18 protein-coding genes are annotated in these 25,435 nt (G+C 73.5%); 9 read left to right on the top strand and 9 right to left on the bottom strand.

Annotated features, from left to right (window positions below; genetic code table 11):
• The first annotated feature begins 463 nt into the window (after positions 1 to 463).
• The gene (locus ACWD01_RS33950; protein ID WP_451167374.1) at positions 464 to 913 is read left to right on the top strand and encodes a PTS sugar transporter subunit IIA; all 450 of its coding nucleotides are present in this window, start codon (positions 464 to 466) and stop codon (positions 911 to 913) included.
• Positions 914 to 987: 74 nt separating this feature from the next.
• Entirely contained in the window at positions 988 to 2,658 is a 1,671-nt protein-coding gene (gene ptsP / locus ACWD01_RS33945) for a phosphoenolpyruvate--protein phosphotransferase (protein WP_451167372.1), read from the top strand.
• Positions 2,659 to 2,736: 78 nt separating this feature from the next.
• Here ptsP and ACWD01_RS33940 read toward each other — a convergent pair whose 3' ends face one another.
• Positions 2,737 to 3,699 carry a hypothetical protein gene (locus tag ACWD01_RS33940; RefSeq protein ID WP_451167370.1) on the bottom strand — a complete coding sequence of 321 codons (963 nt, stop codon included), beginning with the start codon at positions 3,697 to 3,699 and terminating at the stop codon, positions 2,737 to 2,739.
• 25 nt (positions 3,700 to 3,724) lie between these two features.
• Positions 3,725 to 4,996: an MFS transporter gene (locus ACWD01_RS33935; protein ID WP_451167369.1), complete on the bottom strand. Its 1,272-nt coding sequence runs from the start codon at positions 4,994 to 4,996 to the stop codon at positions 3,725 to 3,727.
• Between the two features lie 48 nt (positions 4,997 to 5,044).
• Between ACWD01_RS33935 and ACWD01_RS33930 the strand changes: the two genes are divergently transcribed.
• Positions 5,045 to 6,364 carry an aminotransferase class I/II-fold pyridoxal phosphate-dependent enzyme gene (locus tag ACWD01_RS33930; protein WP_451167367.1) on the top strand — a complete coding sequence of 440 codons (1,320 nt, stop codon included), beginning with the start codon at positions 5,045 to 5,047 and terminating at the stop codon, positions 6,362 to 6,364.
• A gap of 21 nt (positions 6,365 to 6,385) precedes the next feature.
• Here ACWD01_RS33930 and ACWD01_RS33925 read toward each other — a convergent pair whose 3' ends face one another.
• Complete coding sequence (locus ACWD01_RS33925; RefSeq protein ID WP_451167365.1) at positions 6,386 to 8,368, bottom strand: acetoacetate--CoA ligase; 1,983 nt, start codon at positions 8,366 to 8,368, stop codon at positions 6,386 to 6,388.
• 215 nt (positions 8,369 to 8,583) lie between these two features.
• Between ACWD01_RS33925 and ACWD01_RS33920 the strand changes: the two genes are divergently transcribed.
• Positions 8,584 to 10,929 (top strand): glycoside hydrolase family 31 protein, encoded by a 2,346-nt coding sequence (locus tag ACWD01_RS33920; RefSeq protein WP_451167363.1) that lies wholly within the window; start codon positions 8,584 to 8,586, stop codon positions 10,927 to 10,929.
• Positions 10,930 to 10,940: 11 nt separating this feature from the next.
• On the opposite strand, the gene ACWD01_RS33915 is transcribed toward ACWD01_RS33920, so the two are convergent.
• On the bottom strand, positions 10,941 to 11,567 hold the full coding sequence (locus tag ACWD01_RS33915; protein ID WP_451167361.1) for an NUDIX domain-containing protein: 627 nt from the start codon (positions 11,565 to 11,567) through the stop codon (positions 10,941 to 10,943).
• Between ACWD01_RS33915 and ACWD01_RS33910 the strand changes: the two genes are divergently transcribed.
• The 4 genes from ACWD01_RS33910 (at position 11,566) to glpK (ending at position 15,360) form a co-directional block, all read left to right on the top strand.
• A complete protein-coding gene (locus ACWD01_RS33910) occupies positions 11,566 to 12,381 on the top strand; it encodes a M15 family metallopeptidase (RefSeq protein ID WP_451167359.1) in 816 nt (271 codons plus the stop codon). The genes ACWD01_RS33915 and ACWD01_RS33910 overlap by 2 nt on opposite strands.
• Before the next feature lie 31 nt (positions 12,382 to 12,412).
• Complete coding sequence (locus ACWD01_RS33905; RefSeq protein WP_451167357.1) at positions 12,413 to 12,763, top strand: Mpo1-like protein; 351 nt, start codon at positions 12,413 to 12,415, stop codon at positions 12,761 to 12,763.
• A 242-nt stretch (positions 12,764 to 13,005) separates the two neighbouring features.
• Entirely contained in the window at positions 13,006 to 13,767 is a 762-nt protein-coding gene (locus tag ACWD01_RS33900) for an MIP/aquaporin family protein (protein ID WP_451167355.1), read from the top strand.
• Positions 13,768 to 13,848: 81 nt separating this feature from the next.
• Positions 13,849 to 15,360 (top strand): glycerol kinase GlpK, encoded by a 1,512-nt coding sequence (gene glpK / locus ACWD01_RS33895; RefSeq protein ID WP_451167353.1) that lies wholly within the window; start codon positions 13,849 to 13,851, stop codon positions 15,358 to 15,360.
• Between the two features lie 88 nt (positions 15,361 to 15,448).
• Here the strand turns inward: glpK and ACWD01_RS33890 are convergent, their stop codons facing one another.
• Genes ACWD01_RS33890 through ACWD01_RS33875 form a run of 4 tightly spaced genes read right to left on the bottom strand, consistent with a single transcriptional unit; the run spans position 15,449 to position 19,705 of the window.
• Positions 15,449 to 16,054, bottom strand: a complete 606-nt coding sequence (locus tag ACWD01_RS33890; protein WP_451167351.1) for a GTP-binding protein — start codon at positions 16,052 to 16,054, stop codon at positions 15,449 to 15,451.
• Positions 16,035 to 16,439: a DUF742 domain-containing protein gene (locus ACWD01_RS33885; protein WP_356899363.1), complete on the bottom strand. Its 405-nt coding sequence runs from the start codon at positions 16,437 to 16,439 to the stop codon at positions 16,035 to 16,037. The genes ACWD01_RS33890 and ACWD01_RS33885 overlap by 20 nt, the downstream gene beginning before the upstream one ends.
• Before the next feature lie 9 nt (positions 16,440 to 16,448).
• The gene (locus ACWD01_RS33880; RefSeq protein WP_451167349.1) at positions 16,449 to 16,892 is read right to left on the bottom strand and encodes a roadblock/LC7 domain-containing protein; all 444 of its coding nucleotides are present in this window, start codon (positions 16,890 to 16,892) and stop codon (positions 16,449 to 16,451) included.
• Entirely contained in the window at positions 16,889 to 19,705 is a 2,817-nt protein-coding gene (locus ACWD01_RS33875) for a nitrate- and nitrite sensing domain-containing protein (protein WP_451167347.1), read from the bottom strand. Before ACWD01_RS33875 ends, ACWD01_RS33880 begins: the two co-directional genes overlap by 4 nt.
• Before the next feature lie 441 nt (positions 19,706 to 20,146).
• On the opposite strand from ACWD01_RS33875, the gene ACWD01_RS33870 reads away from it, so the two are divergent.
• Entirely contained in the window at positions 20,147 to 20,623 is a 477-nt protein-coding gene (locus ACWD01_RS33870) for a hypothetical protein (RefSeq protein WP_451167346.1), read from the top strand.
• Between the two features lie 74 nt (positions 20,624 to 20,697).
• Here ACWD01_RS33870 and ACWD01_RS33865 read toward each other — a convergent pair whose 3' ends face one another.
• Positions 20,698 to 25,431 carry a hypothetical protein gene (locus ACWD01_RS33865; protein WP_451167344.1) on the bottom strand — a complete coding sequence of 1,578 codons (4,734 nt, stop codon included), beginning with the start codon at positions 25,429 to 25,431 and terminating at the stop codon, positions 20,698 to 20,700.
• Between the last annotated feature and the right edge of the window lie 4 nt (positions 25,432 to 25,435).

Here is a 25,435-nt window from a genome sequence, read left to right as displayed (position 1 = left end):
AGGAACCTCGACCATCCGAAGATGGACGGGGTATCAACATATCTGGCGTTGATTTTTGGCACACTGTTGAGTTCTCAAGGAACGGACGCTTCCTTCAGGCCCTTCTCACGGGGCCTTCCGGGCGCTTCCCTTCGGTGTTTCAAACACTACCAGGCTTTCCGGGCCCTCCTGACCACCTCCCTGCGGGCACCCTGGGGGCGCGCAGTGGTTTAGACCAGTTAGGCTCTCGACTTGATAAGCGCTCCGCCGACCCTCGACTCGTTCTCGCGTTGGGGTCAGGCAGGGCTACGACAGTACAACCGAACCGGCATCCGGTGCAAACCGGTTCCGGTGCTCCCCTAGGTCTGTCAACTGGTAGAAGCCGGACGGAACTAGGACTTCTCATGACCTACTCTTCAGAACAGCGCGTCGTCCGCGACCTGCGGTGGCGGCGCCGTACGAATCTCCGCCCCTGGGAGGCTCCATGACCACAGTGACGTCCCCTCTTGCCGGCCGGGCCATCGGACTCGCCGCTGTGCCCGATCCGGTGTTCTCCGGTGCGATGGTCGGCCCCGGGACCGCCATCGATCCCGTGCGTGAGCCGTCGGAGGCGCTCTCTCCCGTCGACGGGATCATCGTGTCCCTGCACCCCCACGCCTTCGTGGTCGTGGACGCCGAAGGGCACGGTGTGCTGACGCACCTGGGTATCGACACCGTCCAGCTGAACGGTGAGGGCTTCGAGCTCCTCGTCAACAAGGGCGACACCGTGCAGCGGGGTCAGGCCGTGGTCCGCTGGGACCCGGCGGCTGTCGAAGCCGCCGGGAAGTCCGCCATCTGCCCGGTCGTGGCGCTGGAGGCCACGCCCGACGCCCTGTCCGAGGTCCGTGAGGACGGCGACGTGAAGGCCGGCGAGAGCCTCTTCGGCTGGCAGTGACCCGCCGGCGTCGGTGACGGCGAGTCCGACAACCATCGCGGCGGCTGGGCCGCCGCCCAATCGGAGACGGTGAAATGGAGACAACGCTGCGAGGCGTCGGCGTGAGCCACGGGGTGGCGATCGGCGAGGTGCGGCACATGGGCACGGCGGTTCTCGAGCCGCCGGCCAAGCAGAACCCCACGCAGGACGCGGAGCGCGAACAGGGGCGCGCCCGCCAGGCCGTGGAAGCCGTGGCGGCCGACCTGATCGCGCGGGGCAATCTGGCGGGCGGCGAGGCGCAGGCCGTGCTCGAGGCGCAGGCCATGATGGCGCAGGACCCGGAGCTCATGGCCGACGTCGATCGCCGTGTCGCCGTCGGCAGCACGGCCGAGCGCGCGGTGTACGACGCGTTCGCGGCCTACCGTGCGCTGCTGGCCGGCGCCGGGGAGTATCTGGCCGGGCGGGTCGCCGACCTGGACGACGTACGGAACCGGATCGTGGCGCGGCTGCTGGGTGTGCCGATGCCGGGTGTGCCGGACAGCGACGAGCCGTATGTACTGATCGCACGCGACCTGGCGCCGGCCGACACGGCGCTGCTGGATCCGGCCCTGGTGCTCGGGTTCGTCACGGAGGAGGGCGGGCCCACGAGTCACAGCGCCATTCTGGCGCGGGCTCTCGGGGTTCCCGCGGTGGTCGCTCTGCCCGGTGCGGGTGAGCTCGCCGAGGGCACGCTGGTCGCGGTCGACGGCAGCACGGGCGAGATCTTCGTGGAGCCGAGCGACGAGAAGCGCGCGCAGATGGAGCGGGCCGCGGCGGAGCGGAGGGCGGCCCTGTCGGCGTCCACCGGACCGGGTGCCACGTCGGACGGGCACAAGGTGCCGCTGCTGGCGAACGTCGGAGGGCCCGCGGACGTACCGGCGGCCGTGGACGCCGGCGCCGAGGGCGTCGGGCTGTTCCGTACAGAGTTCCTGTTCCTCGACGACAGCAAGCAGGCTCCGTCGGAGGAGAAGCAGGTCGAGGCGTACCGGAAGGTGCTCGAGGCGTTTCCCGAGGGCCGGGTGGTCGTGCGGGTGCTGGACGCGGGTGCGGACAAGCCGCTCGACTTCCTGACGCCCGCCGACGAGCCGAACCCGGCGCTGGGTGTGCGCGGGCTGCGTTCGCTGCTGGATCACCCGGAGGTGCTGCGGACGCAGCTCTCCGCGCTGTCGAAGGCCGCGCGGGGGCTGCCCGTCTACCTCGAGGTCATGGCGCCGATGGTGGCGGACCGTACGGACGCCAGGGCGTTCGCCGACGCCTGCCGGCAGGCGGGGCTCGAGGCGAAGTTCGGGGCGATGGTGGAGATCCCGTCCGCCGCGCTGCGGGCACGTTCGATCCTGCAGGAGGTCGAGTTCCTGTCGCTGGGGACCAACGACCTCGCGCAGTACACCTTCGCCGCCGACCGCCAGGTGGGTGCGGTGTCCCGGCTTCAGGACCCGTGGCAGCCCGCGCTGCTCGACCTGGTGGCGCTGTCCGCGGAGGCGGCGCGGGCCGAGGGCAGGAGTTGTGGTGTGTGCGGTGAGGCTGCCTCCGATCCGCTGCTCGCCTGTGTGCTCACCGGTCTCGGTGTGACGTCGCTGTCGATGGGCGCCGCGTCGATCCCGTATGTGCGGTCGACGCTGGCGAAGTACACGCTCGCCCAGTGCGAGCGGGCCGCCGCGGCGGCGCGTGCCGCGGACACCGCGGAGGAGGCCCGGGTGGCCGCGCAGGCGGTGCTGTCCGGCGAGTAGCCGGAGCGTACGGGCCCGGGTGATCGGGCCCGCCGGAGAAGGGGGCTTTCCGCCGGGAGCGGGAAGCCCCCTTCGGCGTCAGTGGTGGTTCTCCGGATCGTCGGTGGTGAGGGGGAATCCGGCGCAGTACTCGACGCCCGGCTCCGGGGACAGCGGGTCGCCGGTGGCGGCGTCGGTGCAGTAGGCGCTGAACACCTCGCCCGCGGTCAGCGGGTCGAGGCGGCCGTGGTGGAGACGCCAGCCGTGGAGATGGTCCGGGGTGCCTGGCGCGCTGGTGCGCAGCACCACTCCCCCGGCGCCTTCGAGTGCGATGCCCGCGGCGAGGACGGTGACGAATTCGGTGCCCTCCGTGGCGTCGATCTGTGCGGAGGACACCGGGTCGCCGTGGGCGTGCAGCACGGCGAGGAGCTGTTCGTCGGGGCCGGGGACGCTGCAGACGAGGTGGTGCTCGCCTGCGCCGGCGAGTTCGAGCAGGCGCATCAGGATGCGGGAGGCCCGGTCGAACGCGGCGCTGCCGATGTCCTGACCGCAGTCGGCGCAGACGCCGAGGTCGGCGAGGAGCAGGGTGGCGTACTCCCAGGTGGCCTGGCGCACGGTCCTGTTGACGAGTTCGGGCAGCAGCGTGGTCAGTGGCCGGCCGGTGTAGGGAACGCCGGGGCCGCGGCGCGCGAGTTCGGCGGTGAACCGGCTGCGGCCCGTCGGGCCGTCCGCGTCGATGCCGGCTTCCGCGCAGAACTCGGCGAACTCGTCCGGGTCGAAGAGGGCGACGGAGGTGTGCAGTTGCTGGGTGGACAGGGTTTTCAGCAGCCGTTCCGACTGCCTCAGATAGGTCGGGTAGTCGTCGAACGCGAAGGTGCGGTAGCGACGCATCCGTGTGAAGTCCTGTTCGTCGGCGAGGATGCCGACGGTGCTCGGGACCTCGCGGCGCAGGGCGCGCCGCAGTGCCGCGCCGTCGCCGGGCCGCTTGGACGGGCCGGACCGCCGGGACCGCTGCTGTGACCGGTGCTTGGACTGCTGCTTGGACTGGTTGGTGTTCGCCATGCCGATTCCCCCGGTGAGCTGTCGATCATTCGTGACTCACCGTAGCGGCCGGCACTGACAGTGCCGGTTTCGGCAGTCGGTCGCGGACGAGTCGGCTCTGGGCCAGACAGACCGCGGAGAGGCCGGCGCCGAACAGGGCCCAGCCGAGCGGGCCGGCGGCGATGGTCGCGGTCATGACGAGCGGGCCGAGGCTGCGTTGGGCCGAGTTGGCCAGGCCGTGGACGCCCAGGTAGGCGCCCTGCGCCTGCTCGGGCGCCAGGGCGACGGACAGTTCCCACGACGCCGTGGCGTGCAGCATTTCGGCGAATGTCAGGGCAATCGCCGCGAGGGTGAGGGTGACCGTCGCGGTCCATGCTCCGCCGGCGGTCGACAGGCTGAGCGCGAGGGCTCCCACCGCGAACGCCCCGGCGAGGGGCACGAGGAGTCGGCGGGCGGCGTGGCTGGTGGCGCCGTAGCGGGAGAGCGGGATCTGGAGGGCGACGACCATCACGTTGTTGAGGACCATCAGCAGCGGGGCGAGGCCGTGCGGTGCGTCGGTGGCGTGGACGATCCACAGCGGCAGTCCGACCTTGAAGACGGCGTCGTCGAGCAGCAGGAGCGCCTCGGTCGCGGTGTAGAGGAGGTAGGTGCGGTCGCGCCAGGGGCCGGCCGGTTTCCCGGGCCCGGCGGTGCCGTCGGCGCCGGCCGTGCGGGCGGGGACGGGTGCTTCGCCGCAGCGCACGATGAGGAGGGCCGCCGTGAGGGCCGCGATGCCGTTGCCGACGAGCAGGGCCTGGTAGGCGGGGGTGGTCCCGACAGCGAGGGCGGCCGCGGCCGCGAGGCCGCCGACGGCGAACCCGATGTTGGAGACCGTGCGGTTGACGGCCTGGTAGCGCACCCGTTCGGAGCCTGCGATGCGGGCTGCGTACAGCTTGGTGAGGACGCTGCTGGCGCGGTCGCCGAAGCTGCCTGCCGCGGAGAACGCGATCAGCAGGAGGTAGTGGTCGGTGGTGAGGAGGCAGAATCCGGCCGCGGCGCGCAGCAGTTGGGTCGCGATCAGCAGGCGGTTGAGGGACATCCGGTCGGCGAGGCGTCCGGCGAGTGGGGCGCCGGCGACGCCGATGCCGGCGGAGACGGCGATGAGCATGCCGACCTCGGCGACGGTCAGGCCGGTGACATGGGTGAAGTAGAGGGCTCCGGTGGCCGCCCAGAGGCCGTTGCCCGTCTTGTCGACGAGCGCTGTCCAGAGCATGCGGCGGCCGTCGGGTCCGCCCGGGATGCGTTCTTCGAGTGTGCGTCGGCGCTTCTGCTGACTCACGGTCCCCCCGCCTTGACTCGGATTACGTATTGATACATAATTATCTACGTGGCAGCACAATATGCGATCTCCGGTACGACCGCCAGTACGATTGCCGCCTCCGTGGAAGGAGCGGTGGCCGAAGGGACGTTGCGGCCGGGAGACGCGCTCCCCCCGGTGCGCCGGCTCGCCGAGGACCTGTCGGTCAGCCCGGGCACGGTGGCGACCGCGTACAAGGAGCTGCGGCGCCGCGGGCTCGTCGTCACCCGCGGCCGGGGCGGCACGATCGTGGCGGCGGCCCCATCGGTCGCCTCACGCCGGCCGCCGAAGGTGCCGCAGGGGCTGCGGGATCTGGCGGGCGGCCATCCCGACCCGGCGTTCCTGCCGGATCTGGTGCCCCCGGGCCGGCTCTCGGCCGGTGTCCGCTCACACCGGGCGACGCCGCGGCTGCCGGAGCTGGAGGAGACGGTCCGGGCCTGGATCGGCGGGGCGGGGGTGCCGGTGGAGCACGTCACCTTCGCGCACGGGGCCCTCGACTGCGTGGCCCGGCTGCTCTCCACCGACCTGAGGCCGGGCGACGCGGTCGCGATGGAGGACCCCGGATATCACCATCTGCTCGACCTGGTGCAGGCGTTGGGGCTGCGGTCGGTGGCCGTGGCCGTGGACGACGAGGGGATGCGGCCGGAGGCGCTCGAGGCGGCGCTGCGGGCGGGCGCGCGGGCCGTCGTGTGCAGCCCCCGCGCCCAGAACCCGTACGGCGGCGCGTTCTCCGCCGCACGGCGGGACGCCCTGGTGGCGGTGGTACGGCGGACGCCGGACGTCCTCGTCGTCGAGAACGACCACGCGGCGGACATCGCGGGCGCGCCGCTCCACTCCCTGGCGTCCGGCGGGCTCGCGCGCTGGGCGCACGTACGGACCGTCACCAAGTTCCTGGGCACGGACCTGCGCTGGGCGGCGGCGGCCTGCGACCCGACGACGCTGGGGCGGCACGACGGGCGGCTGCTGCTGACGTCTGGGTGGATCAGCCATCTGCTGCAGCGCACGGTGCTCGGTCTGATGAACGACCCGGCCACGACTGCGCTGGTGTCACGGGCGCGCTCCGCCTACGCCGAGCGGCGCGGCGCTCTGGTGGCGGAGCTGGCCTCACGTGGGGTGGCGGCACACGGCGGGAGCGGGATGAATGTGTGGGTGCCGGTCCGGGACGAGTCCGCGGTGGTGAACGGGCTGCGTTCGCGCGGCTGGTGGGTGGCGGCCGGGGCGCGGTTCCGGCTCGCGTCGGCGCCCGGGGTGCGTATCACGGCGGCCGGCCTGCTTCCCGCGGACGCGGCCCGGCTGGCCTCGGACTTCGCCGGTGTGCTGGGCGAGTCCGAGACCACGTACGGGGGTTAGCGCCTCCCCGCGGCGGCGGCGCTACGGGCGGGTGCGGGTGCGGGCGATGTCCTCGTAGAAGCGGAGGAGTTCGAGGTTGTCCACCGAGCCCGGGTTGACCGCCTTGTCGAGCGCGGTGCCCTGGAGGAGGCGCTTGACCGGCACCTCGATGCGCTTGCCGGTGAGCGTGTGGGGTACGCCGGGGACCTCGATGATGTCGTCGGGGACGTGGCGCGGGGAGAGGTTCTCACGGATGGACTGCTTGATCCGGGTACGGAGGCCGTCGTCGAGCACGGCGCCCTCGGAGAGGTGGACGAAGAGCGGCATCCAGTAGCCGCCGTCCGGTTCCTCGAGGCCGATGACGAGGGACTCGCGGATCTCCGGGAGGCGTTCGACGACCTCGTAGATGTCGGCGGAGCCCATCCGGACGCCCTGTCGGTTGAGGGTGGAGTCGGAGCGGCCGTGGATGACCACGGAGCCGCGGTCGGTGATGGTGATCCAGTCGCCGTGCCGCCAGACGCCGGGGTACATCTCGAAGTAGCTGTCGCGGTAGCGGCTGCCGTCGGGGTCGTTCCAGAAGCGGATCGGCATCGAGGGCATCGGGTTGGTGACGACCAGTTCCCCGACCTCCCCGATGACGGGCTTGCCCTGCGGGTCCCAGGACTGGAGGTCGGTGCCGAGGCAGGCGGCCTGCAGTTCGCCGACCTCGACCGGGAGGGTGGGCACGGCACCGGCGAAGCAGCTGCACACGTCCGTTCCGCCGCTGACGGAGGCGATCCACAGGTCGTCCGCGACCTCGTCGTGGATCCAGCGGAAGCCGTCCGGCGGCAGCGGGGAGCCGGTGGTGGCGACGCACTTGACGCGGGAGAGGTCGAAGTCGCGCCCCGGGTGGACGTCCGCCTTGGCGCAGGCCATGACGTACGCGGCGGAGGTGCCGAACAGGGTGGCCCCGGTGCGCTCCGCGACGCGCCACTGGGCGGCGGTGTCCGGGTGGCCGGGGCTGCCGTCGTACAGGACGACGGTGGTGCCGGTGAGCAGGCCGGAGACGAGGAAGTTCCACATCATCCAGCCGGTGGAGGTGTACCAGAAGAGGCGGTCGCCGGGGCCGAGGTCGCAGTGCAGGCCGATCTGCTTGAAATGTTCGAGCAGGATGCCGCCCTGGGACTGGACGATGGCCTTGGGCAGGCCGGTGGTGCCGGAGGAGTAGAGGACCCACAGCGGGTGGTCGAACGGAACCTGTTCGAAGACCGGCTCGGCGTCTCCCGAGGTCACCGCGGACCAGTCGAGGGCGCCTTCGGGTGCGTCCGTGCCGAGCAGCGGGATGTGGACGACCGCACGCAGGGTGGGCAGTTCACGGCGGAGTTCGGCGACCGTCTCGGTGCGGTCGTGCTCCTTGCCGCCGTAGCGGTAGCCGTCGACGGTGAAGAGGACGACCGGTTCGACCTGCTGGAAGCGGTCGAGGACGCTGCGGGCGCCGAAGTCGGGGGCGCAGGAGCTCCAGACGGCTCCGACGGCGGCCGTGGCCAGCAGCGCGGTGACGGCCTGCGGGATGTTGGGGAGGTAGCCGCTGACGCGGTCGCCGGGGCGTACGCCGAGGGACCGCAGCTCGGCGGCCAGGGCGCCGACCTGGCGGCGCAGCTCGGCCCAGCTGACCGGGGTCGGCTCATGTGTCTCGTCCACATGCAGGAGCGCCGGGTCATGTGCGCGCTCCGGGTCCTCCGCGGTGCGCAGGGCGTGCTCCGCGTAGTTGACGGTGGCGCCGGGGAACCACTGGGCGCCGGGCATGGCGCGGTCGCCGAGCACCCGGTCGTACGGGGTGGAGAAGCGGACCTCGAACCATTCGGCGACCGCCTGCCAGAACGTCTCCAGCTCGTCGACGGACCAGCGGTGCAGTGCCGGGTAGCCGCCCTCGGCGGGTGCGCCGTGGCGTTCGGCGGCCCAGGCCTGGAAGCGGGTGACCCGGGCGGCGGCGACGCGGTCGGGATCGGGCTGCCACAGGGGGGCACGGTTCGCTGCTGAGGTCATGGGGCGACTCCCGGGGTGGCTCTACGCGGTGTGTGCGTGCGCCGCGCACGGGCTGGGGTGTGCGCGGACGCGGCTGACAGGACGATGCCATGTGATCGACGTTCGCACCAGGGCGGATCCTCCATGGTCGGGACGGCCGATATGTGGTCCGACCATGGGTGAACGCCAGTTGAACAGGGCATCCGAGCGCCCATCCGGGTGGCAGGGTGAACAGCATGGACGGTCGTGATCTGGTGCGCGCGGTGAGAACTTTCGGTACGGCACAGGGGCTGCGCGCGGCCCGCTCGGCGTGGCGCCGCCGGCGGACCGATGCCGAGTCTCTGCCGCCCCGGGGTGCGGAGCGGGCCAGAGTGCCGGGCCCCGCCGGTGACGCGGAGCCGCTGCCCGGCGGCGGGACCGTGCGCTTCGCCCGCTCCGAGCTGCGGATCGTGGTGACCGTCGGCGGGGCGGTGTTCCGCGGCTGGGACGGTGCGCTGCCGGAGCCCTCGTACGCGCTGGCCGGCGCTCCGCCGGAGCCGGACCCGCGGGTGGGTCTCGAGCCGGACAAGGACGGCGGCTGGAAGGTGGTCTCCGAGCGGCTGACCGTCGCGGTCTCACGGCACGGCACGGTGGAGATCCGTACGCCGGGCGGCGTGCTGCTGCGCCGTGATCTGCCGCCGCGCTGGTGGGAGCCGGTCGGGGGCGGACCGGCGCGCTGGGTGCAGCGCAGCGAGATCCCGGCGGACGCACGGCTGTTCGGTCTTGGTGGCCGTGCGTCGGGGCCCCGGCTGCGGGACGGCTCGTACCGGCTGTGGAACACCGCTCCGCCGGCCGGGTTCGGCCCGGACGACGGTCCGCTGCACATCACCATGCCGGTGCAGACGGTGGTGGCCGACGCGGGCACCCACCTCGCCTTCCACGACAACAGCTGGGACGGCCTGGTCACCGTCCGCGAGGGCGAGGAGGGAGCCGGTTCCGGCCATGACAGGCCCGGCACGGTCGAGCTGAGGATGGACGGCGGGCCGCTGCGCAGCTGGGTCCTGGTGGGGACGCCGGCGCGCGTCCTGAACGGCTGGGCGCAGCTGACGGGCGCGCCCGCGGTGCCGCCGTCCTGGGCGCTGGGCCCGCAGCACCTGCGGCGGACCGGCGGCGAGGAGGAGGTGCGGCGGACCGTGGAGGCCCATCGGGAGCTGGGCCTGCCGCTGTCGGCCGTCCATGTCGGCGGCGACGCCGACGAGCCCGGCCCGGCCGGCGATCCCGACCGCTTCCCCGGGCTGCCCTCCCTCGCCAAGGATCTGCGCGAGGACGGGGTGCGGCTGGTGCGGGCGGTGACCCCGGCGGTGCCCGCCGGGACCGGGGAGGCGCTGTACCGCCACGGCTCCACCACGGGGCTGTTCGTACGGGACGCGCGGGGCGGTGAGGTGCGGGGTACGGCCGGGCGCGGGGAGTGCGTCTTCCCCGACTTCACGGACCCTCGGGTGCGCGAGTGGTGGGACGAGTTGTACGGGGAGACGGCGGCGCAGGGCTACTCCGGGGTGTGGCTCGACCGGAACGAGCCGGCGGCCTGCACCTCCTTCGCCGGGCTGACGCTGCCCCGCTCCGCACGGCACGCCCTGGACGGGCGCGGCGGCGACCACCGGGAGGCCCACAACGTGTACGCGCCGGCCATGGCGAGGGCCGCCCATGAGGGACTGCGCCGGCAACGGCCCGACGAGCGGCCCCTGGTGCTCTCCCGTTCCGGCTGGGCGGGCATGCAGCGGTACGGCGGCGCGTGGGCCGGGGACGTCACGACGGGGTGGCCGGGGCTGCGGGCCTCGCTGTCGCTGGTGCTGGGCCTGGGGCTGTGCGGCGTGCCGTACTCGGGTGCGGATGTGGGCGGCGACGACACGGTGCCGGCGGAGCTGTATCTGCGCCGGCTCCAGCTCGCGGCGTATCTGCCGCTGTTGCGCACGACGGAGTCCCGGCCGCCCTGGGCGTACGGGCCGGAGGTGACCGCGCACGCGCGGGCCGTTCTGGCGGAGCGCGAGCGGCTGGGCCCCTACTTCATGACCCTGGCGCAGGTGGCGCGGCTCAGCGGTGCGCCGTATGTGCGTCCGCTGTGGTGGCGTTCTCCCGGGGACCGCGACCTGCGGAACTGCGAGGACGCGTTCCTGCTGGGCGACGCGCTGCTGGTGGCGCCGGTCCTGGAGCCGGGCTCGGAGCGGCGTGCGGTACGGCTGCCGCGCGGCCGGTGGTACGACACGGCGTCGGGCCGGCCGTACGAGGGCCCCGGGCAGGCTCTGGTGGACGCGCCGCTGTCCCGTGTGCCGGTGCTGGCGCGGGCGGGGGCGGTGCTGCCGGTGCTCGACGGGCGGGACGACGGGAGCGGGGCGCCGGGCCGGGTCGGTCTCGAGGTGTGGACGCCGGCCGAGGGGCGCAGGGGCGGCGGGCTGGTGGTGCGGGACACCGGCGACGGCTGGGACGAGCCGGAGATCGAGCGCTACACGACACGGCTTGCGGGCGGCCGTGTGGTGGTGGAACGGACCATGGACGACGGTGCGGTGGCGGTCGAGGAGCCGGTGCGGGTGCGCGGTCTGGAGTGACGCGCCGGGTCTCAGCGGCCGCCCGCGCTGTGGCTGTAGGCGGAACGGCCGGCGTCGAAGTGGCCGGGGGCGCCGTCGCCGTAGGCGCCGGCGAACCAGTTGCGGACCGCGGTCGTGTGCAGCGGGAAGGCGAGGTCCGCGGGGGCGTGCAGCAGGTGCCAGCCCTCGGTCTCGTCGGTGGGCACGGACAGCGGCAGTTCGGCGGCGGGGCGCTGGGGGAGCAGCCCGAAGACGAGCAGATGCCCGGCCGGGGAGCTGAGGACGTCGGCGAGGCGTACGTCGTCCTGCGACGCCTCGATGCCGGTCTCCTCGCGCAGTTCGCGCACCACCGCGTGCCGCCAGTCCTCGCCGTGGTCGATGAAACCGCCGGGCAGGGCGGTGCCGCCGAGGGCGGGTTCGATGGTGCGGGTGATGACGACGAGTCCGGTGCCGTGCGCGTCGTGGGCGGGCTGGAGGGCGACGGCGACCGGCAGTGGGTTGCGGTAGGCCCGCTCGCCGCAGGCGGGGCAGGTGCGGGGCCAGCCGGCGTCGGCGGCGTACGGCGTTCCGCAGCGGGGGCAGTGGGAGTGATGGGGCACGAGCGGACTGTAACCGATCACTCTTTCCCGGCGCGGTGGTTGCTGGTAGACCGGGCGCATGACTCGACTTGGTTCCGCTTTACGTGTCCTGACCGCCGCGGCCGCCGCGCTGCTGCTCGCCGCCTCGGCGGCGCCCGCCGCGCAGGCCGTGCCCGAGCCGAAGGCGCCGCGGGAGTTCGTGGCGCTGCGCGCCGTGGCGCCGACGATCATCGAGGAGATGCGGTACACGACCGGCCACAACTTCGTGGGCGAGCCGGTCGACGGCTACCGGCAGCCGGTGTGCGTCGTCACCCGGCCGGCGGCGCGGGCGCTGGGACAGGCACAGGCCCGGCTGCTGCGGCAGGGGTACTCGCTGAAGGTGTACGACTGCTACCGGCCGCAGCGGGCCGTCGACCACTTCGTGCGGTGGGCGAAGGACCTCGGGGACGAGGCGATGAAGCAGGAGTTCTATCCGCAGGTCGACAAGTCGCGTCTCTTCGCGGACGGTTACATCGCCGCGAAGTCCGGGCACAGCCGCGGCAGCACCGTCGACCTCACGCTCGTGAAGCTGCCTGCGCAGCGCACCCGGCCGTACGTCCCCGGTGAGACGCTCGTGCCGTGCCACGCGCCGCAGGCCGAGCGGTTCCCCGACAGCTCCGTCGACATGGGGACCGGCTACGACTGCTTCGACACCCTGTCGCACACGGACGACCCGCGGATCACGGCCGAGCAGCGCACCAACCGGGACCTGCTGAGGAGCACGCTGGCCGCGGTGGGGTTCGCGAACCTCCCCGAGGAGTGGTGGCACTTCACGTACCGGCCGGAGCCGTTCCCCGGCACGTACTTCGACTTCCCCGTCGCGGTGCGTTCGGTCGCCGGGCACCGGGCGGGCTGACGCCGGGGGCCGTGGCGGCTACGGTGCCCGCATGGCAGAGCAGCGGACATTCGAGTCGTACGAGGAGTTCTGGCCCTACTACGTCGCGATGCACTCACGGGCGGCGACCCGGTGGGTGCATCTGACGGGGACGCTGACCGGGCTCGCGGTCGGCGTCTACGGGCTGACGCGGGGGCGGAAGCGGTACGCGGCGGCGCTGCCGCTGATCGGGTACGGGACGGCCTGGCCGGCGCACTTCTTCATCGAGAAGAACAACCCGGCCACGTTCGGGCATCCGGCGTGGTCGCTCCGCGGTGATGTGCGGATGATCCGGATGATGCTGGCCGGGCGGGACGCGGAGCTCGCGGAGACCGCCGCGAAGTGGCTGGCGGAGAACCGCTGAGCCGTCGCTCCCGTCCCGCCGGGTCCGCGGCGGCTCCGGCGCGTGCGGCTTGACACCGGCCCGGCTCCTGTCCAGGAGCCGCCGTGAACAGCGCATGTAGTCCATTGCCTTGACGCCCCGTCACGGCAGGTGAAAACTCCCCTCTCGTCACCGCCCCGCACTCCGGGGCCGCACACGCACATGGAGCACGCACCCTGCACGGAGGACCGGCCCCGCGGCCGGGCCAGGGCAAAGGAGCAGCCATGAGCAACGCAGACATATTCCTCGGTGAGGTCATCGGCACCGCGATACTCATCCTCTTCGGCGCGGGGGTCTGCGCCGCCGTCACCCTGCACCACTCCAAGGCGAAGGGAGCCGGCTGGGTCGTCATCGCCTTCGGCTGGGGCTTCGGCGTGATGGCCGGCGCGTACACCGCGGCGCCGCTGTCGGGCGGTCATCTCAATCCGGCGGTGACCGTGGGCCTGGCCGTCGACACCGGCGAGTGGGGCAAGGTGCCGCTCTACATCCTGGCGCAGCTGGTGGGCGCGGTCCTCGGCGCGGTCCTCGCCTACCTGGTCTACTTCGCGCAGTTCCAGGCCAACGCGGACACCAGGAACGGCCGGCCCACGCTGGGGATCTTCGCCACGGGCCCGGAGATCCGCAAGCCGTGGGCCAACCTCGTGACCGAGATCGTCGCAACGGTGGGTCTGGTGCTGCCGATCCTCGCGTTCGGCAGGAACGACGGCATCGGCATCGGCCGGATCCCCGGCCAGGACGCCGGGATCTACGGCTCGGGCATCTCCATCCTGCTGGTGTCGCTGCTGGTCGTCGGCATCGGCCTCTCGCTCGGCGGGCCGACCGGCTACGCCATCAACCCGGCGCGCGACCTGGGCCCCCGCCTGGTGCACTCCGTGCTGCCGATCCCCAACAAGGGAACGTCCGACTGGGGTTACGCCTGGGTGCCGGTGGCCGGACCGGTCATCGGCGGGCTGCTGGCCGGGCTCGTCTTCAACCTGGCCTTCTAGGCCGCAGGGCTTCGGCCCGCCACCGGCTCCACCACGACACCGATTCCGGTAACACGACGCCGATTCCGACAAGGGGACGTCATGACGGACAGGTTCGTCGCCGCCATCGATCAGGGCACCACGTCCAGCCGCTGCATCATCTTCGACCGGAACGGCGCGATCGTCGCCGTCGACCAGCGCGAGCACCGCCAGATCTTCCCCCGGCCGGGCTGGGTGGAGCACGACGCCACCGAGATCTGGTCGAAGGTGCAGGCCGTCGTCGCCGGGGCCATGGCAGCGGCGGGCCTGCGGGCCGACCAGCTCAGCGCGCTCGGCATCACCAACCAGCGGGAGACCACGGTCCTGTGGGACCGCGCCACCGGACAGCCCGTGCACAACGCGATCGTCTGGCAGGACACCCGGACGGCCGGCCTCTGCCACGAACTCGGCGGCGCCGAGGGGCAGGACCGCTTCCGCGGCACCACCGGCCTGCCGCTCGCCAGCTACTTCTCCGGCCCCAAGGCCGCCTGGCTGCTGGAGAACGTCCCCGGCCTGCGCGCACGGGCCGAGCGGGGCGAGATCGCGTTCGGCACCATCGACTCCTGGCTGATCTGGAACCTCACCGGCGGCACGGACGGCGGGGTTCACGTCACCGACGTCACCAACGCCTCGCGGACCATGCTGATGGACCTGCGCACCCTCCAGTGGGACGAGCGGATCCTCGAGGCGATGAACCTGCCGGCGGCGATGCTCCCCGAGATCAGGTCCTCTTCACAGGTGTACGGGACGGCCACCGGCCGGCTCGCCGGGGTGCCGGTGGCCTCCGCGCTCGGCGACCAGCAGGCCGCCGTCTTCGGCCAGGCCTGCTACGACACCGGGACCGCCAAGAACACCTACGGCACCGGCAGTTTCCTGCTGCTGAACACCGGCGAACGGCCCGTGCCGTCGAAGAGCGGGCTGATCACGACGGTCGGCTACCAGATCGGCGAGGAGCCGCCGGTCTACTGCCTGGAGGGCTCGATCGCGATCACCGGCGCCCTCGTCCAGTGGTTCCGCGACCAGCTCGGCATCATCGGCTCGGCCGACGAGATCGAGCCCCTCGCCGCGAGTGTGGAGGACAACGGCGGGGCGTACATCGTGCCCGCCTTCTCCGGCCTCTACGCGCCGTACTGGCGCTCCGACGCGCGCGGCGTCGTCACCGGCCTGACCAGGTACGTGACCAAGGCGCACCTGGCGCGGGCGGTGCTGGAGGCGACGAGCTGGCAGACGCGCGAGGTGGTCGACGCGATGTACCAGGACTCCGGGGTGCGGATCACCACGCTCAAGGTCGACGGCGGCATGACCGCCAACCATCTGCTGATGCAGCATCAGGCGGACGTGCTGGGCGTGCCGGTGATCCGGCCGACGGTGTCGGAGACGACCTGCCTCGGCGCGGCCTACGCGGCCGGGCTCGCGACCGGCGTCTGGTCGGACACGGACGAGCTCAAGACGCACTGGCGGCGCGATGTGGAGTGGTCGCCGCGGATGGAACCGGAGGTCCGCGAGCGGGAGTACGGCAACTGGCGCAAGGCGGTGGAGAAGAGTTTCGGCTGGGAGGAGACCGGCCCGAGCTGAGCCCGCCCTCGCGCGCCCCATGAGGCCCACGGCCCGTACCCCTGTCGGTGGGGGTACGGGCCGTGTCCGCTCCAAAGGCGCGGGCGGCTCAGGTGACGGCGGGCTCCCGCACCTGGTCCGCGCGGACCAGCGCGTGTTCGACGACCGCGACGAGGATGTCCTTGACGGACTCCCGCTCCCGCGCGTCGCCGATCAGGACCGGCACCTCGGGGTCGAGGTCGAGCGCGGCGCGCACGGTCTCGGCCGGATACCGCTTCGCCCCCTCGAAGGAGTTGACCGCGACGGCGAACGGGATGCCGCGGCGTTCGAAGTAGTCGATGCCGGCGAAGCAGTCGTCCAGGCGGCGGGTGTCCGCAAGCACGACGGCGCCGAGCGCCCCCTGCGCCAGCTCGTCCCACAGGAACCAGAAGCGGTCCTGTCCCGGGGTGCCGAAGAGGTACAGGACCAGGTCCTCGCGGAGGGTGATGCGGCCGAAGTCCATGGCGACCGTGGTGGTCGTCTTGGCCTCGACACCGGCGATGTCGTCGACCGGCCGGCCCGCCTCGGTGAGTCTCTCCTCCGTCCGCAGCGGCCTGATCTCGCTGACCGCGCCCACCAGGGTGGTCTTGCCGACACCGAAGCCACCTGCCACCAGGATCTTCAGAGTGACCGGCTCGATCGGCGCCTTGCGGCGGCTAGAGCGCCCGAAGACCATTGATCACCTCGCGGAGAATGCTCACGTCCGGCAGTTCCGCCGGAGGTACGGGACGGGTTACATGTACGAGTGCGTCGTCGACGAGGTCTCCGACGAGGACGCGGACCACACCGACCGGCAGGTCGAGCCCGGCGGCGAGTTCGGCGATGGACTGGGGGACGTCGCCGCAGCGTTCGACGATCTCGACGTGTTCCGGCGAGAGCGTCTGGTCGCGGCCCGGATCGTCGACCGCGGGCTCGGGCACGACCAGGGCGATCAGGTCCAGCCGGTGGCGGCCGGCGTGGCTCGTACGGCCGCGGGTCATGGCGTACGGGCGCACCACCGGCCCCGCGTCGGCGTCGATCCAGTGGTGCGACCTGCGACTGTGCCGGACTGAGTCACTCATGGCCGGCCCTCACCCTCCGGCGGCCGGTCCGGTCCGGGGCGCCGTGACGAGGTGGGCTCCGACGCGCTTGACCATCAGCGTCATCTCGTAGGCGACCTGGCCCACGTCCGAGTCGGCGTCGGCCAGCACCGCCAGGCAGCTGCCGTCGCCGGCGGCGGTGACGAACAGGAACGCCTCGTCGAGCTCGACGACGGTCTGCCGGACCTGGCCGGCCTCGAAGTGGCGGCCGACGCCCTTGGCGAGGCTGTGGAAGCCGGAGGCCACGGCGGCCAGGTGCTCGCTGTCCTCACGGGTGAGCTCCCGTGAGGCGCCGGTGGCCAGGCCGTCGCTGGAGAGGACGAGGGCCTTCCTGATGGTGGCGACGCGGTCCACCAGCTCATCGAGGAGCCAGTTGAGCCCGCCCGTGCGCTGGGCGCCGGTGGCGTCGGGTGCTGCGGCGTGCGGTGCGGTCATCGACCGTCCCCCTCAGATGTCGATCCTGGTACGGTCCGGCCGTCGCCGGTCTGGTCGTCGGCCTGCTCTGCGGCGGCGTCCTCGGCGTTGCGGCGGCGGCCGCGCTGCCAGCCGCGCTGCATGGAGGCCATGCGGTTGCGCACCTCTTCGGCGTCCCGCTCCGGTTCACGCGCCGCGTCACCGGCGGCGGGCTGCGCGGGTTCCTGCGCCCTGAGCTGGGGCGCGAGGCTGGCCTGCCGTACCCGGCGGGGCAGTTCGTCGAGGAGCGGCGCCGCGTCGGGTGCGGGGCCGTCGTCGCGCCGTCCGGCCGGCCGGGTCCGGTTGTCCTGGGACGGCGGCACGGGCGCCGCGTCGGCCTGCCGCCCGGTCCTGGACCGGTCGCGGCGCTCGGAGGTCAGCGGCGTGGGGGCGGCCGTGAGCGGCGGCCGGGCGAACGGCGTCGGCTCCACGGGAAGGCCCGGGTCCGCGGCCGGGTGGCTGCGGCCGCCGGCGCCGCGTTCGTCGACCCGTCGGCCGTGGTCGGCGACGAGCGTCGGCGGGCGGCGCCTCGGCAGCGGCACCGGTCCCGCCGCGCGGTGTTCCCGCGGCTGCTCGGACGCCTGCTGGTGGCCGGTGCCGTCGCCGCGGCGCTCACGCCGGCGGGAGCGGAAGATGCCGCCCCGCTCGCTGTCGCCGTCGTCCAGGTCGGCGAGGCGGTCCGGGTCGCCGGTCAGGGACCGGTCGTCCCCCAGCAGCGCGCGGTCGCGCTCGTCGAGGCCCAACGCCTCGACCGGGGCTTCCAGTTCGACCGGTCCGTCGAGGAGTGCGGCGCCGTTCAGGCCGCTGTGCCGCTGCGACAGGGCCGTCTGCCGGCCGTCGCGCCGGCCGGCGGCGCTCTCGCTCTTGCGGTCCAGCCGGAAGCCGGCGCCCTGGGTCTCCGGCGCCTCCGTGAGCAGGGCCGCCGGTATGAAGACCACGGCGGTGGTGCCGCCGTACGGGGACTGCTGGAGCGACACCCGTACGTTCTGGCGCTGCGCGAGGCGGCTGACGACGAAGAGGCCTAGCCGGTCGGTGTCGGAGAGTTCGAACTCGGGGGTCTCCGCGAGCCGCAGATTCGCCTCGAGGAGGGCGTCGGCCGCCATGCCGAGACCGCGGTCGTGGATCTCCAGGGTGAAGCCGTTGGCGACCCGCTCGCCGAGGACCTGCACTCCGGTGTGCGGGGGCGAGAACACCGTGGCGTTCTCGAGGAGTTCGGCTATGAGGTGGGTCAGGTCGGCGACCGCGGGGCCGCCCACGCCGATCCTCGGCAGCCTGCGCACCTCGATGCGCTCGTAGTCCTCCACCTCGGCGACCGCGGCGCGCACGACGTCCATCAGCTGGATGGGCTTGCGCCACTGCCGTGAGGGGGCGGCGCCCGAGAGGATCACCAGGCCCTCCGCGTGCCGCCGCATCCGGGTGGTGAGGTGGTCGAGGCGGAACAGGTCGGCCAGTTCCTCGGTGTCCTCCGTGCGCCGCTCCATGGTGTCGAGGAGGGACAGCTGGCGGTGGAGCAGGACCTGGTTGCGGCGGGCGAGGTTGACGAACACCTCGGAGACGCCGCGGCGCATGTCCGCCTGGCGCACGGCGGCCTCGACGGCCGCCCGCTGGAGGGTGTTGAGCGCCTGCCCGGCCTGCCCGATCTCGTCCTTGTCGTACTCGAGGCGCGGCGCCTCGGTCTCGACGTCGACGTGTTCCCCGGCGGCGAGGCGGCGCATCACGCTGGGCAGCCGTACGCCGGAGACCTCGTGGGCCTCCTTGCGCAGCCGGGACAGGTCGCGGATCAGGTCGCGGCCGATGCGTACGGAGACGATGACGGAGACGAGCAGCGCGAGGAAGCCGAGGACGCCTGCCACGCCGGCCTTGACGAGGACGCCGTACGCGGCGGGTTCGACGCGGTCCTGGTAGCGGTCGCGGGCCTCCGCGGCCTCCCGGTCGAGGTTGTCGAGGACCGGGGTGGCGGCCTGCTGCCAGCGTTCGGCCTCGGAGGCGGGGAGCCCGTCGGCGGGGCCGGCGGCGATCAGGCGCTCCTCGGCCTCGCGCAGTGGCGCGGTCTCCGGGCTGCCCCAGTACTCCTCGAAGCGCTCGCGGTCCTTGGCGGGCAGCATTTCGAGGTTGGTCTCGTAGTGGATCTGCCGGTGCGCCGCGTGGTCGGCGAGCTCGCGGATCTCCCCCGCGGACACCTTCCGCGCCGTCAGCGAGGAGGCGATCAGGGCGTCCTCGCGGGCGAGCATCTCGCGGGCGCGGGACAGGCCGACGAGCGCGCGGCCCTGGCGTTCCAGCTCGACGTCGTCGATGGCGTGCAGCGACAGCAGGAAGCCGTGCGAGGGGTCGATGATCCGGTTGAAGAATTCCAGCACCTGCGGGCGGGTGATGGTGTTCGTGTCCACGGACCGGCGGAGTACGCCGATGCCGTCGAACGCGTCGATCAGCGCGGTGAGCCGGTCGAGCGACTGCGGTGTCATGTCGCTTCTTACCGACGATTTCAGGGCGTTGTCCCGGATGTCAGCCAGGGCCTGGTCGGTGGCCGCGCGGCGGTTGCGCAGTGCGGGCAGCGCGTCGGCGGCGCGGCGGTCGGCGAGATAGACGAGCGTCTGCCGGCGCTCTTCCTGGATGACGCCGACGCTGTCCACGACGGGCTTCCCGACCTGCTCGGCCACGGAGGCCGTTTCGAGGAGCTGGTTCGCCTCCCGACCGGTCAGTACGGTGGCGAATCCCCAGAGGGCCGTGAGCGAGACCAGCGGAACGAGCAGCAGCGCCACGATCTTCCGGCGGATGGACTTCCCGCGAAAGCGCATGGCCTCCCCCTGGTCGACCCCGCACCGTGCGGGTGGTGTTCCGTCAGCAAACGGCGTGAGCCTACTACTGTCACACTGCCAACTCGAAGACTCGTCCGGACGGTTTTCGGCCGCCGTGGCACCGTCCGATCGCGGGATGTCCCGGTATTCACGGAGATGGCGTTCCCGGCCGCGCCGGGCACCGGCGGCGGCCTGCTCCTGTTCGGACCGGGGCAGATGGCTGGAACTCTTCGCTGCCCGGGAATCATCACCCCTGGTCGTTCGTCATGCTGAGCGGGGGCGCCCGGGCTTCGCGGTCGCCGCACGCATCGGTTCCGGCCGTCGTCACGCGGAGCCGGAGGCCGTGCGGCGTGTGCCGCGGATGTGCGGCGGTCGGAGTAGGGCGGCAGAATCCGGGCACCCACCGTTAAGTCGGGACAGAGGTGGGGAGTGACACGATCCATGGACACGGAAGAGCGTCGTGAGACGGCGCCGACGGTGGACGACGTGTATGTGCCGCGGCAGCAGCTCGGGTTCGACGAGCCGGAGCCGCGCCAGCAGCTCTGGGTCGAGGAGCCGGCGACCAGACGGCGCATGGCCGACCCCGTCCGCACGGCGGCCGTCCGCGCGGTGATCATCATCTCCCTGACGATGATCCAGGGAATGACCGCGCTGCTCTTCACGCTCGCCGGGGCGTGGCCGGCGTTCCCGTTGGTGCTCAGCTCGGTGGGCAGCACGGTCGTCGCCACCTGGGCCGTGCTGGACGTGTGGGTCACCCGCCAGGTCTGGAACCAGCGCAACGGCGTGGTGTCGGTGCCGAGCAGCACCGCCCGCGCGCTGCGGCGGGAGCGCCGCCGCGCCCGCCGGGCGGCCCGCGCCGCCGCCCGCGGGACCTCACGGATACGGCGGCGCGGCGGCGGCAGGCTCTCGCAGGCGTAACGCCCGCGCGCGGAGCGCTGGTCGGCCTGCTTCGCCGCGTCCGTACCGCGTAGCCGCCCCCACGCGCGGGCGGGTCACTCCAGTCGGTCGGTGGCGGTCCGCGACGGCTCCGGGGCCGGTTCCTCCGTCGGCTGCTCGGGCAGCGGCGTCCGCTTGAACATGCGCGTCGCGGTGATCTCTCCGTGCACCGTCGCGCCCCCGGGGTCGGCCTGCGGCAGACCGGGGCGCAGGTGCTCCTCGACGCTGATGTACTTCAGGCCCGCCCTCAGGTCCGCGTCGTTGCGCAGCCGGATCACCAGCGGGAACTCCGCCAGCGCCGTCGTGTCGAACAGGCCCGTGGTGTAGAGCAGTTGCACGCCCAGCGCGTCGGACACCGCGCGCTGGAGCTCGAGGAGATACGTGGCGTTCGCCCGGCCGATCGGGTTGTCGAGGAAGAGCGTCCCGGCGTGCCGGTGCCTGTCGCGGCCCCGGTCGTTGCTGCGCAGCGCGGCCATCGTGCAGTACAGGGCGATCGCCGCGGTCAGCAGCTGGCCGCCGGAGAAGACGTCGCCCATCTGACCGACCGGCACCCGCTCGGCCCGCAGCACCGCGTCCGGCTTGAGGATCTCCACGGCCACGCCCCGCGGTTCGAGGGCCGCCTGCACTCCGCGCAGCAGCAGCGACATGCCGTCCCTGCGCAGGTCGGAGTTCTTCTTCACGGCCGCGCGGGTCGCCTCGTCGACGACCTCGCCGAGCCGCTCGGACAGCGTCGCCTGGTCGGGTTCGTCGAAACGGATGCGCAGGAACTCCTGCCCCGACCACTCGCCGAGCCCGTCCGGCAGCCGGGAGAGCCGCTGCGCGGAGCGGAGCGTCGCGAGCGCCGATTCCACGAGGCCGCGCAACCGGTCCACGATGGTGTCGCGGTTGCGCTCCAACTGCTCCAGCTCGTCGGTGAGCACCCGCAGCCGGGGCGCGAACGCCTCCGCCCACTTCGCCGCGTGCTCCGGCAGCGCGGCCGCCGGGAGTTCGCGGATCTGCTGGCGGGCCGGCGTGCGCACCTGCTCGTAGCGGGTGGAGTTGGCGTGCCGTACGAGGACGTCGCTCGCCTCCCGTACGGCCGACTCCGCGGCCGACAGCTCGCCGGCGCAGGCGCGCAGCGAGCGGCGCGCCTCCGCGGCGGAGTGCCTGGCCTCCTCCAGCGTGCCGGAATACGGCTCCGGGGGCTGCGGCGCCTCGTCCTCGTGGTGGTCTCGCAGCAGGTCCCGCAGGAGCGTGGCCGTCTCCTCGAAACCGCCCGCCGCGTCCTGGGAGGCCCGGTGGGAGTGGAGCATCCCGGCGTGGGCGGCGCGGGCCGCCTCCAGGGTGTCGGTGCAGGCGGCGAGTTCGCCGGTGGCCGTGCGCAGCAGGGCCTGGGCGTGCTCGGCGTCCACGGGGACCAGCTCGTCGGGCAGTTCGGTGTGGGCCTCGCCGTCGGCGGGCGCGAGGCGTTCGGCCTCGCCGCGCAGGCGGCCCAGCTTCTCGCTCGCCTCCGAGGTGCGCGTCTCCAGCATCTGCACCAGCGACTCGGCCCGGACCGCGGCGGCCTGGCGGGAGGGTCCGTCGGCGCCGTCCGTCTCCTCCAGGAGCTGCGCCGCGCGGGTGCGGACCTTGTTGGTGAGCCGGTCGAGCTCCGCGAGCGCGGCGCTCTCGTCGCTCTCCGCGCGGGCCTGCTCGGCGCGCAGGTCGGCGCCGACGCCGACCTTCTCGTAGAGCTGGGACGCCGCGCGGTACGCCTCCCGCAGGGCGGGCAGCGAGGAGCGGGGCGCGTCGGGGTCCTGCTCGGGGAGGGTCTCGGGCGCTCCGGCGATCTCGGCGCGCTCGGCGCGCAGGGCGCGGGCCGTGCGGCGGGCGTCGTCCCCCGCGCGCTGGGCGGCGCGGCGGTCCTCGTCGGCGGCCCTGGCGCGCTCCAGGCAGCTCGCGGCACGGGCCTCCGACTCGGCGGCCTCGTCGGCCAGTTCGCGGAGCTTCACCTGCCAGCCGGCCCGCTCGCGCAGCCGGAAGGCGAGGCCCGCGAGGGCGTCGGCGGCCCGGCGGGCGCGCTGCGCGGCGTCCTGCCGCTCGTCACGGACGCGGGCGGCGTCGGCGGCCGCCTCGTCGGCCTCGGCACGGGCGGTACGGGCCTCGGCGAGCGCCTCCGCCGCCTCCTCGGCGGCCGCGCGGGCGCTGCGGGCGCCTTCCGCGAGCTCGGCGAGCATCCCCTGCGGGCAGTCCGCGCGCCACGCTCCGAGGCGGGCCCCGATGGCCCGGTCGGCGGCGAGGCGGGCGGCGAGCGCACGGATGTCCTCGTCCCGCGCGGCCGCCCTGGCGCGCAGCGCGTGGCGCTCCTCGTCCGCGGCGTGCTCGTCGTGCATCGCCGGGTTCGGCGGGACCAGGAACACGCCCTCGTCATCGTCCGCTCCGGGCCGCGGAACCGGGGCGAGCAGGGCGGCCGCGGTTCCCACGGCCACGGCGGAGCGCGGCAGCAGGGCCGCGCCCGCGAGCACCTCGCGCGCCCGCAGATGCGAGGCAGGGTCGGTGATCACCACACCGTCGACCAGTTCGGGCCGCGCGGCGAGGACGGCGGCGTGGTCGGCGGGGTCGACGGACTGCGCGAGATAGCGCCAGCCGGGCAGGGCGGGGATGCCGTGCTCGCCCAGGTACTCGACGGTGGCCAGGACGTCGGGGCCCGGGGGCAGCAGACCTCCGTCGCCGAGGGCGCCGAGGATGCGGGCGTCGTCGGCGGCGGCGGTGCGCAGGTCGAAGAGCTGCCGCTCGGCGGAGGAGACGGACCGGTCGATCAGTTCGCGCAACTCGTCGGCGAAACCGTCGAGTTCCTCGACGCTGAGGGGGCCGGCCGCGGCGCGCAGCGTCTGGTCACGGGAACCTGCCGCGGCGGGACCGGCTGCTCCGTGCTGCGGTTCCGGCGCGCCGCTGCGCGGGGACGGGACCGCCGCGGTCGGGGCCTGTGGGGCGAGGCTCAGCAGGTCCGCGAGGCGTTCGTCCGCCGCGATGGACTCGGCGGCGCGGCGCTCCGCCTCGAACGCGTGCTCCGCGGCCTGCGCCGCGTCCGCCGCGCGGGCCGCGGCCAGTTCGGCGCGGCTCTCCGCCGCCGCCGTCTCCTTCGCACGGTCCGCCGTGGTCCTGGCCGCCCCGCGGGCCTCGTCCCATGCGGCGACGGCCGCCTTCTCTGCGTCACTCGCCGCCAGCGCGGCGCGCGCCGGGTCGGCGTCGGGGGCGGTGTCGTCGAGCCATCCGGCCCGTACGGCCTCGGCGGTCTCCTGTTCGACCTCGCTGAGCCGCTGGCGCAGGTGGCCGATCTCGCTGCGGGCGCGCTGCGCCTCGGTCGCGGCGGCGGTCGCGTCGCGGTGGGCGGTCTCGGCCGTCTCCTGGAGCGCGCGGGACCGCTCCTCCTCCTCGTTGGCGACGCGCTCGCCGTCCTCTGCCGCCGTGTGCAGGGCGCGCACCAGGTCGCCGGCGGCCTTCGCGCGGGCGGCGAGCGCGGGGGCGGCGTCGCGCTCCGCCTCGCGGATCGCCGCGGCGACGCGGGCGGAGCGGTCGGCGGCCGCGCGGTGGCGCAGCACGGCTTCTGCGGCCAGCCAGGCGGAGTGCAGCGTACGGGCGTCGATCAGCTCCCGGCGCCTGGCCGCCGCGCCCTTCTCCGCGGCGGCCAGTGCCAGGGAGGCGTGCCGGAAGGCCAGTTCCGCGGCGACCAGGGAACTGCTGCCGCGCGCCTGTTCGGCTTCGGTGACCGTGTGCGCGGCGGCGGTGACCTGCTCGGCGAGCTCGGCGGCCCGGGACCGCTCCTCCGCGGCGCGGGCGGACAGCCGGTGCGCGAGGGTGCGGGTGCGGCGCTCGGCGCCGGCGTGGACGTCGCGCGCCCGGGCCCTGGTGGCCGCGGCCTCGACGATGCGGCCGAGGAGATCGACGGACCCGGCGGTGAAGTCGCGTTCGGCGGTGAGTTCGGCGCGGCGGCCCAGCTTGTTGCCGAAGCCGCTGACGAGGTCGGCGAGGCCGTCCGTGTCGCGGGTGTCGGTGACGGCCCGCAGCAGCAGATCGGTGAAGTCGGAGTCCTTCTTCACCGCGAAGAGGCCGGCCGCCTCACCCTCGTCGGCGTTCATCTCACGCTGGTAGCGGAAGAGTTCGGGGTCGAGGCCGAGGTCGCCCAGGTGCTCGTTCCAGCGGTCGTGGATCTCCTCCCAGTACACCTCGAGGTGCGGATACGCCTTGCCGGCCTCGGTGAGCGCGTCGCGGAAGCCCTTCATGGTGCGGCGGCGTCCCTGGGCGCCGGAGGCACCCTCGACGAGCGGGCGCACGGCGGTCGACTCGGCGACGGGCAGCGAGTCCAGGCCGAGGCCCGGACCGGGTCGGAACGAGTACCACGCCTCGGCGAACTTCCGCGGATCGTTCGACACCTGGCGGCCCCGCCACTCGCTGACCTTGCCGACCACGACCAGCTCGCCCGTGAGCGTGTGCTGCCACTCCAGCGCGACATGTCCGCAGTCGTCGGCGAGGAGGAACTTGCGCAGCACTCCGGAGCTCGCCCCGCCGAGGGTGTTGCGGTGGCCGGGCAGCATCACCGAGAAGATCAGCTTGAGCAGGACCGACTTGCCTCCGCCGTTCTCCAGGAAGAGCACGCCCGCGGGCGCCGGGCGGCGCGGCGGGCCGACCGGCTCCTCCTCGAAGAACTCCGCCTGCATGGGGGCGGGGTCGGGCACGGGCTCGCCGACTCCACGCAGGTCGAGCACGGTGTCGGCGTAGCGCGCACCGGCAGGACCGATGGAGTACAGGCGGACCCGGGACAACTCGTACATGGCG

The sequence above is a fragment of the Streptomyces sp. NPDC002835 genome, from assembly GCF_053591995.1.
Note: the sequence above shows the minus strand (reverse complement) of the source record. Positions and strands in the feature narration are given on the sequence as shown.

Bases quoted from the DNA above. Each gene is read 5' to 3' on its own strand.
- ACWD01_RS33950 (WP_451167374.1), top strand. From the start codon at position 464: ATGACCACAGTGACGTCCCCTCTTGCCGGCCGGGCCATCGGACTCGCC.
- ptsP (WP_451167372.1), top strand. From the start codon at position 988: ATGGAGACAACGCTGCGAGGCGTCGGCGTGAGCCACGGGGTGGCGATC.
- ACWD01_RS33940 (WP_451167370.1), bottom strand. From the start codon at position 3,699: ATGGCGAACACCAACCAGTCCAAGCAGCAGTCCAAGCACCGGTCACAG.
- ACWD01_RS33925 (WP_451167365.1), bottom strand. From the start codon at position 8,368: ATGACCTCAGCAGCGAACCGTGCCCCCCTGTGGCAGCCCGATCCCGAC.
- ACWD01_RS33920 (WP_451167363.1), top strand. From the start codon at position 8,584: ATGGACGGTCGTGATCTGGTGCGCGCGGTGAGAACTTTCGGTACGGCA.
- ACWD01_RS33910 (WP_451167359.1), top strand. From the start codon at position 11,566: ATGACTCGACTTGGTTCCGCTTTACGTGTCCTGACCGCCGCGGCCGCC.
- ACWD01_RS33915 (WP_451167361.1), bottom strand. From the start codon at position 11,567: ATGCGCCCGGTCTACCAGCAACCACCGCGCCGGGAAAGAGTGATCGGT.
- ACWD01_RS33905 (WP_451167357.1), top strand. From the start codon at position 12,413: ATGGCAGAGCAGCGGACATTCGAGTCGTACGAGGAGTTCTGGCCCTAC.
- ACWD01_RS33900 (WP_451167355.1), top strand. From the start codon at position 13,006: ATGAGCAACGCAGACATATTCCTCGGTGAGGTCATCGGCACCGCGATA.
- glpK (WP_451167353.1), top strand. From the start codon at position 13,849: ATGACGGACAGGTTCGTCGCCGCCATCGATCAGGGCACCACGTCCAGC.
- ACWD01_RS33890 (WP_451167351.1), bottom strand. From the start codon at position 16,054: ATGGTCTTCGGGCGCTCTAGCCGCCGCAAGGCGCCGATCGAGCCGGTC.
- ACWD01_RS33885 (WP_356899363.1), bottom strand. From the start codon at position 16,439: ATGAGTGACTCAGTCCGGCACAGTCGCAGGTCGCACCACTGGATCGAC.
- ACWD01_RS33880 (WP_451167349.1), bottom strand. From the start codon at position 16,892: ATGACCGCACCGCACGCCGCAGCACCCGACGCCACCGGCGCCCAGCGC.
- ACWD01_RS33875 (WP_451167347.1), bottom strand. From the start codon at position 19,705: ATGCGCTTTCGCGGGAAGTCCATCCGCCGGAAGATCGTGGCGCTGCTG.
- ACWD01_RS33870 (WP_451167346.1), top strand. From the start codon at position 20,147: ATGGACACGGAAGAGCGTCGTGAGACGGCGCCGACGGTGGACGACGTG.
- ACWD01_RS33865 (WP_451167344.1), bottom strand. From the start codon at position 25,431: ATGTACGAGTTGTCCCGGGTCCGCCTGTACTCCATCGGTCCTGCCGGT.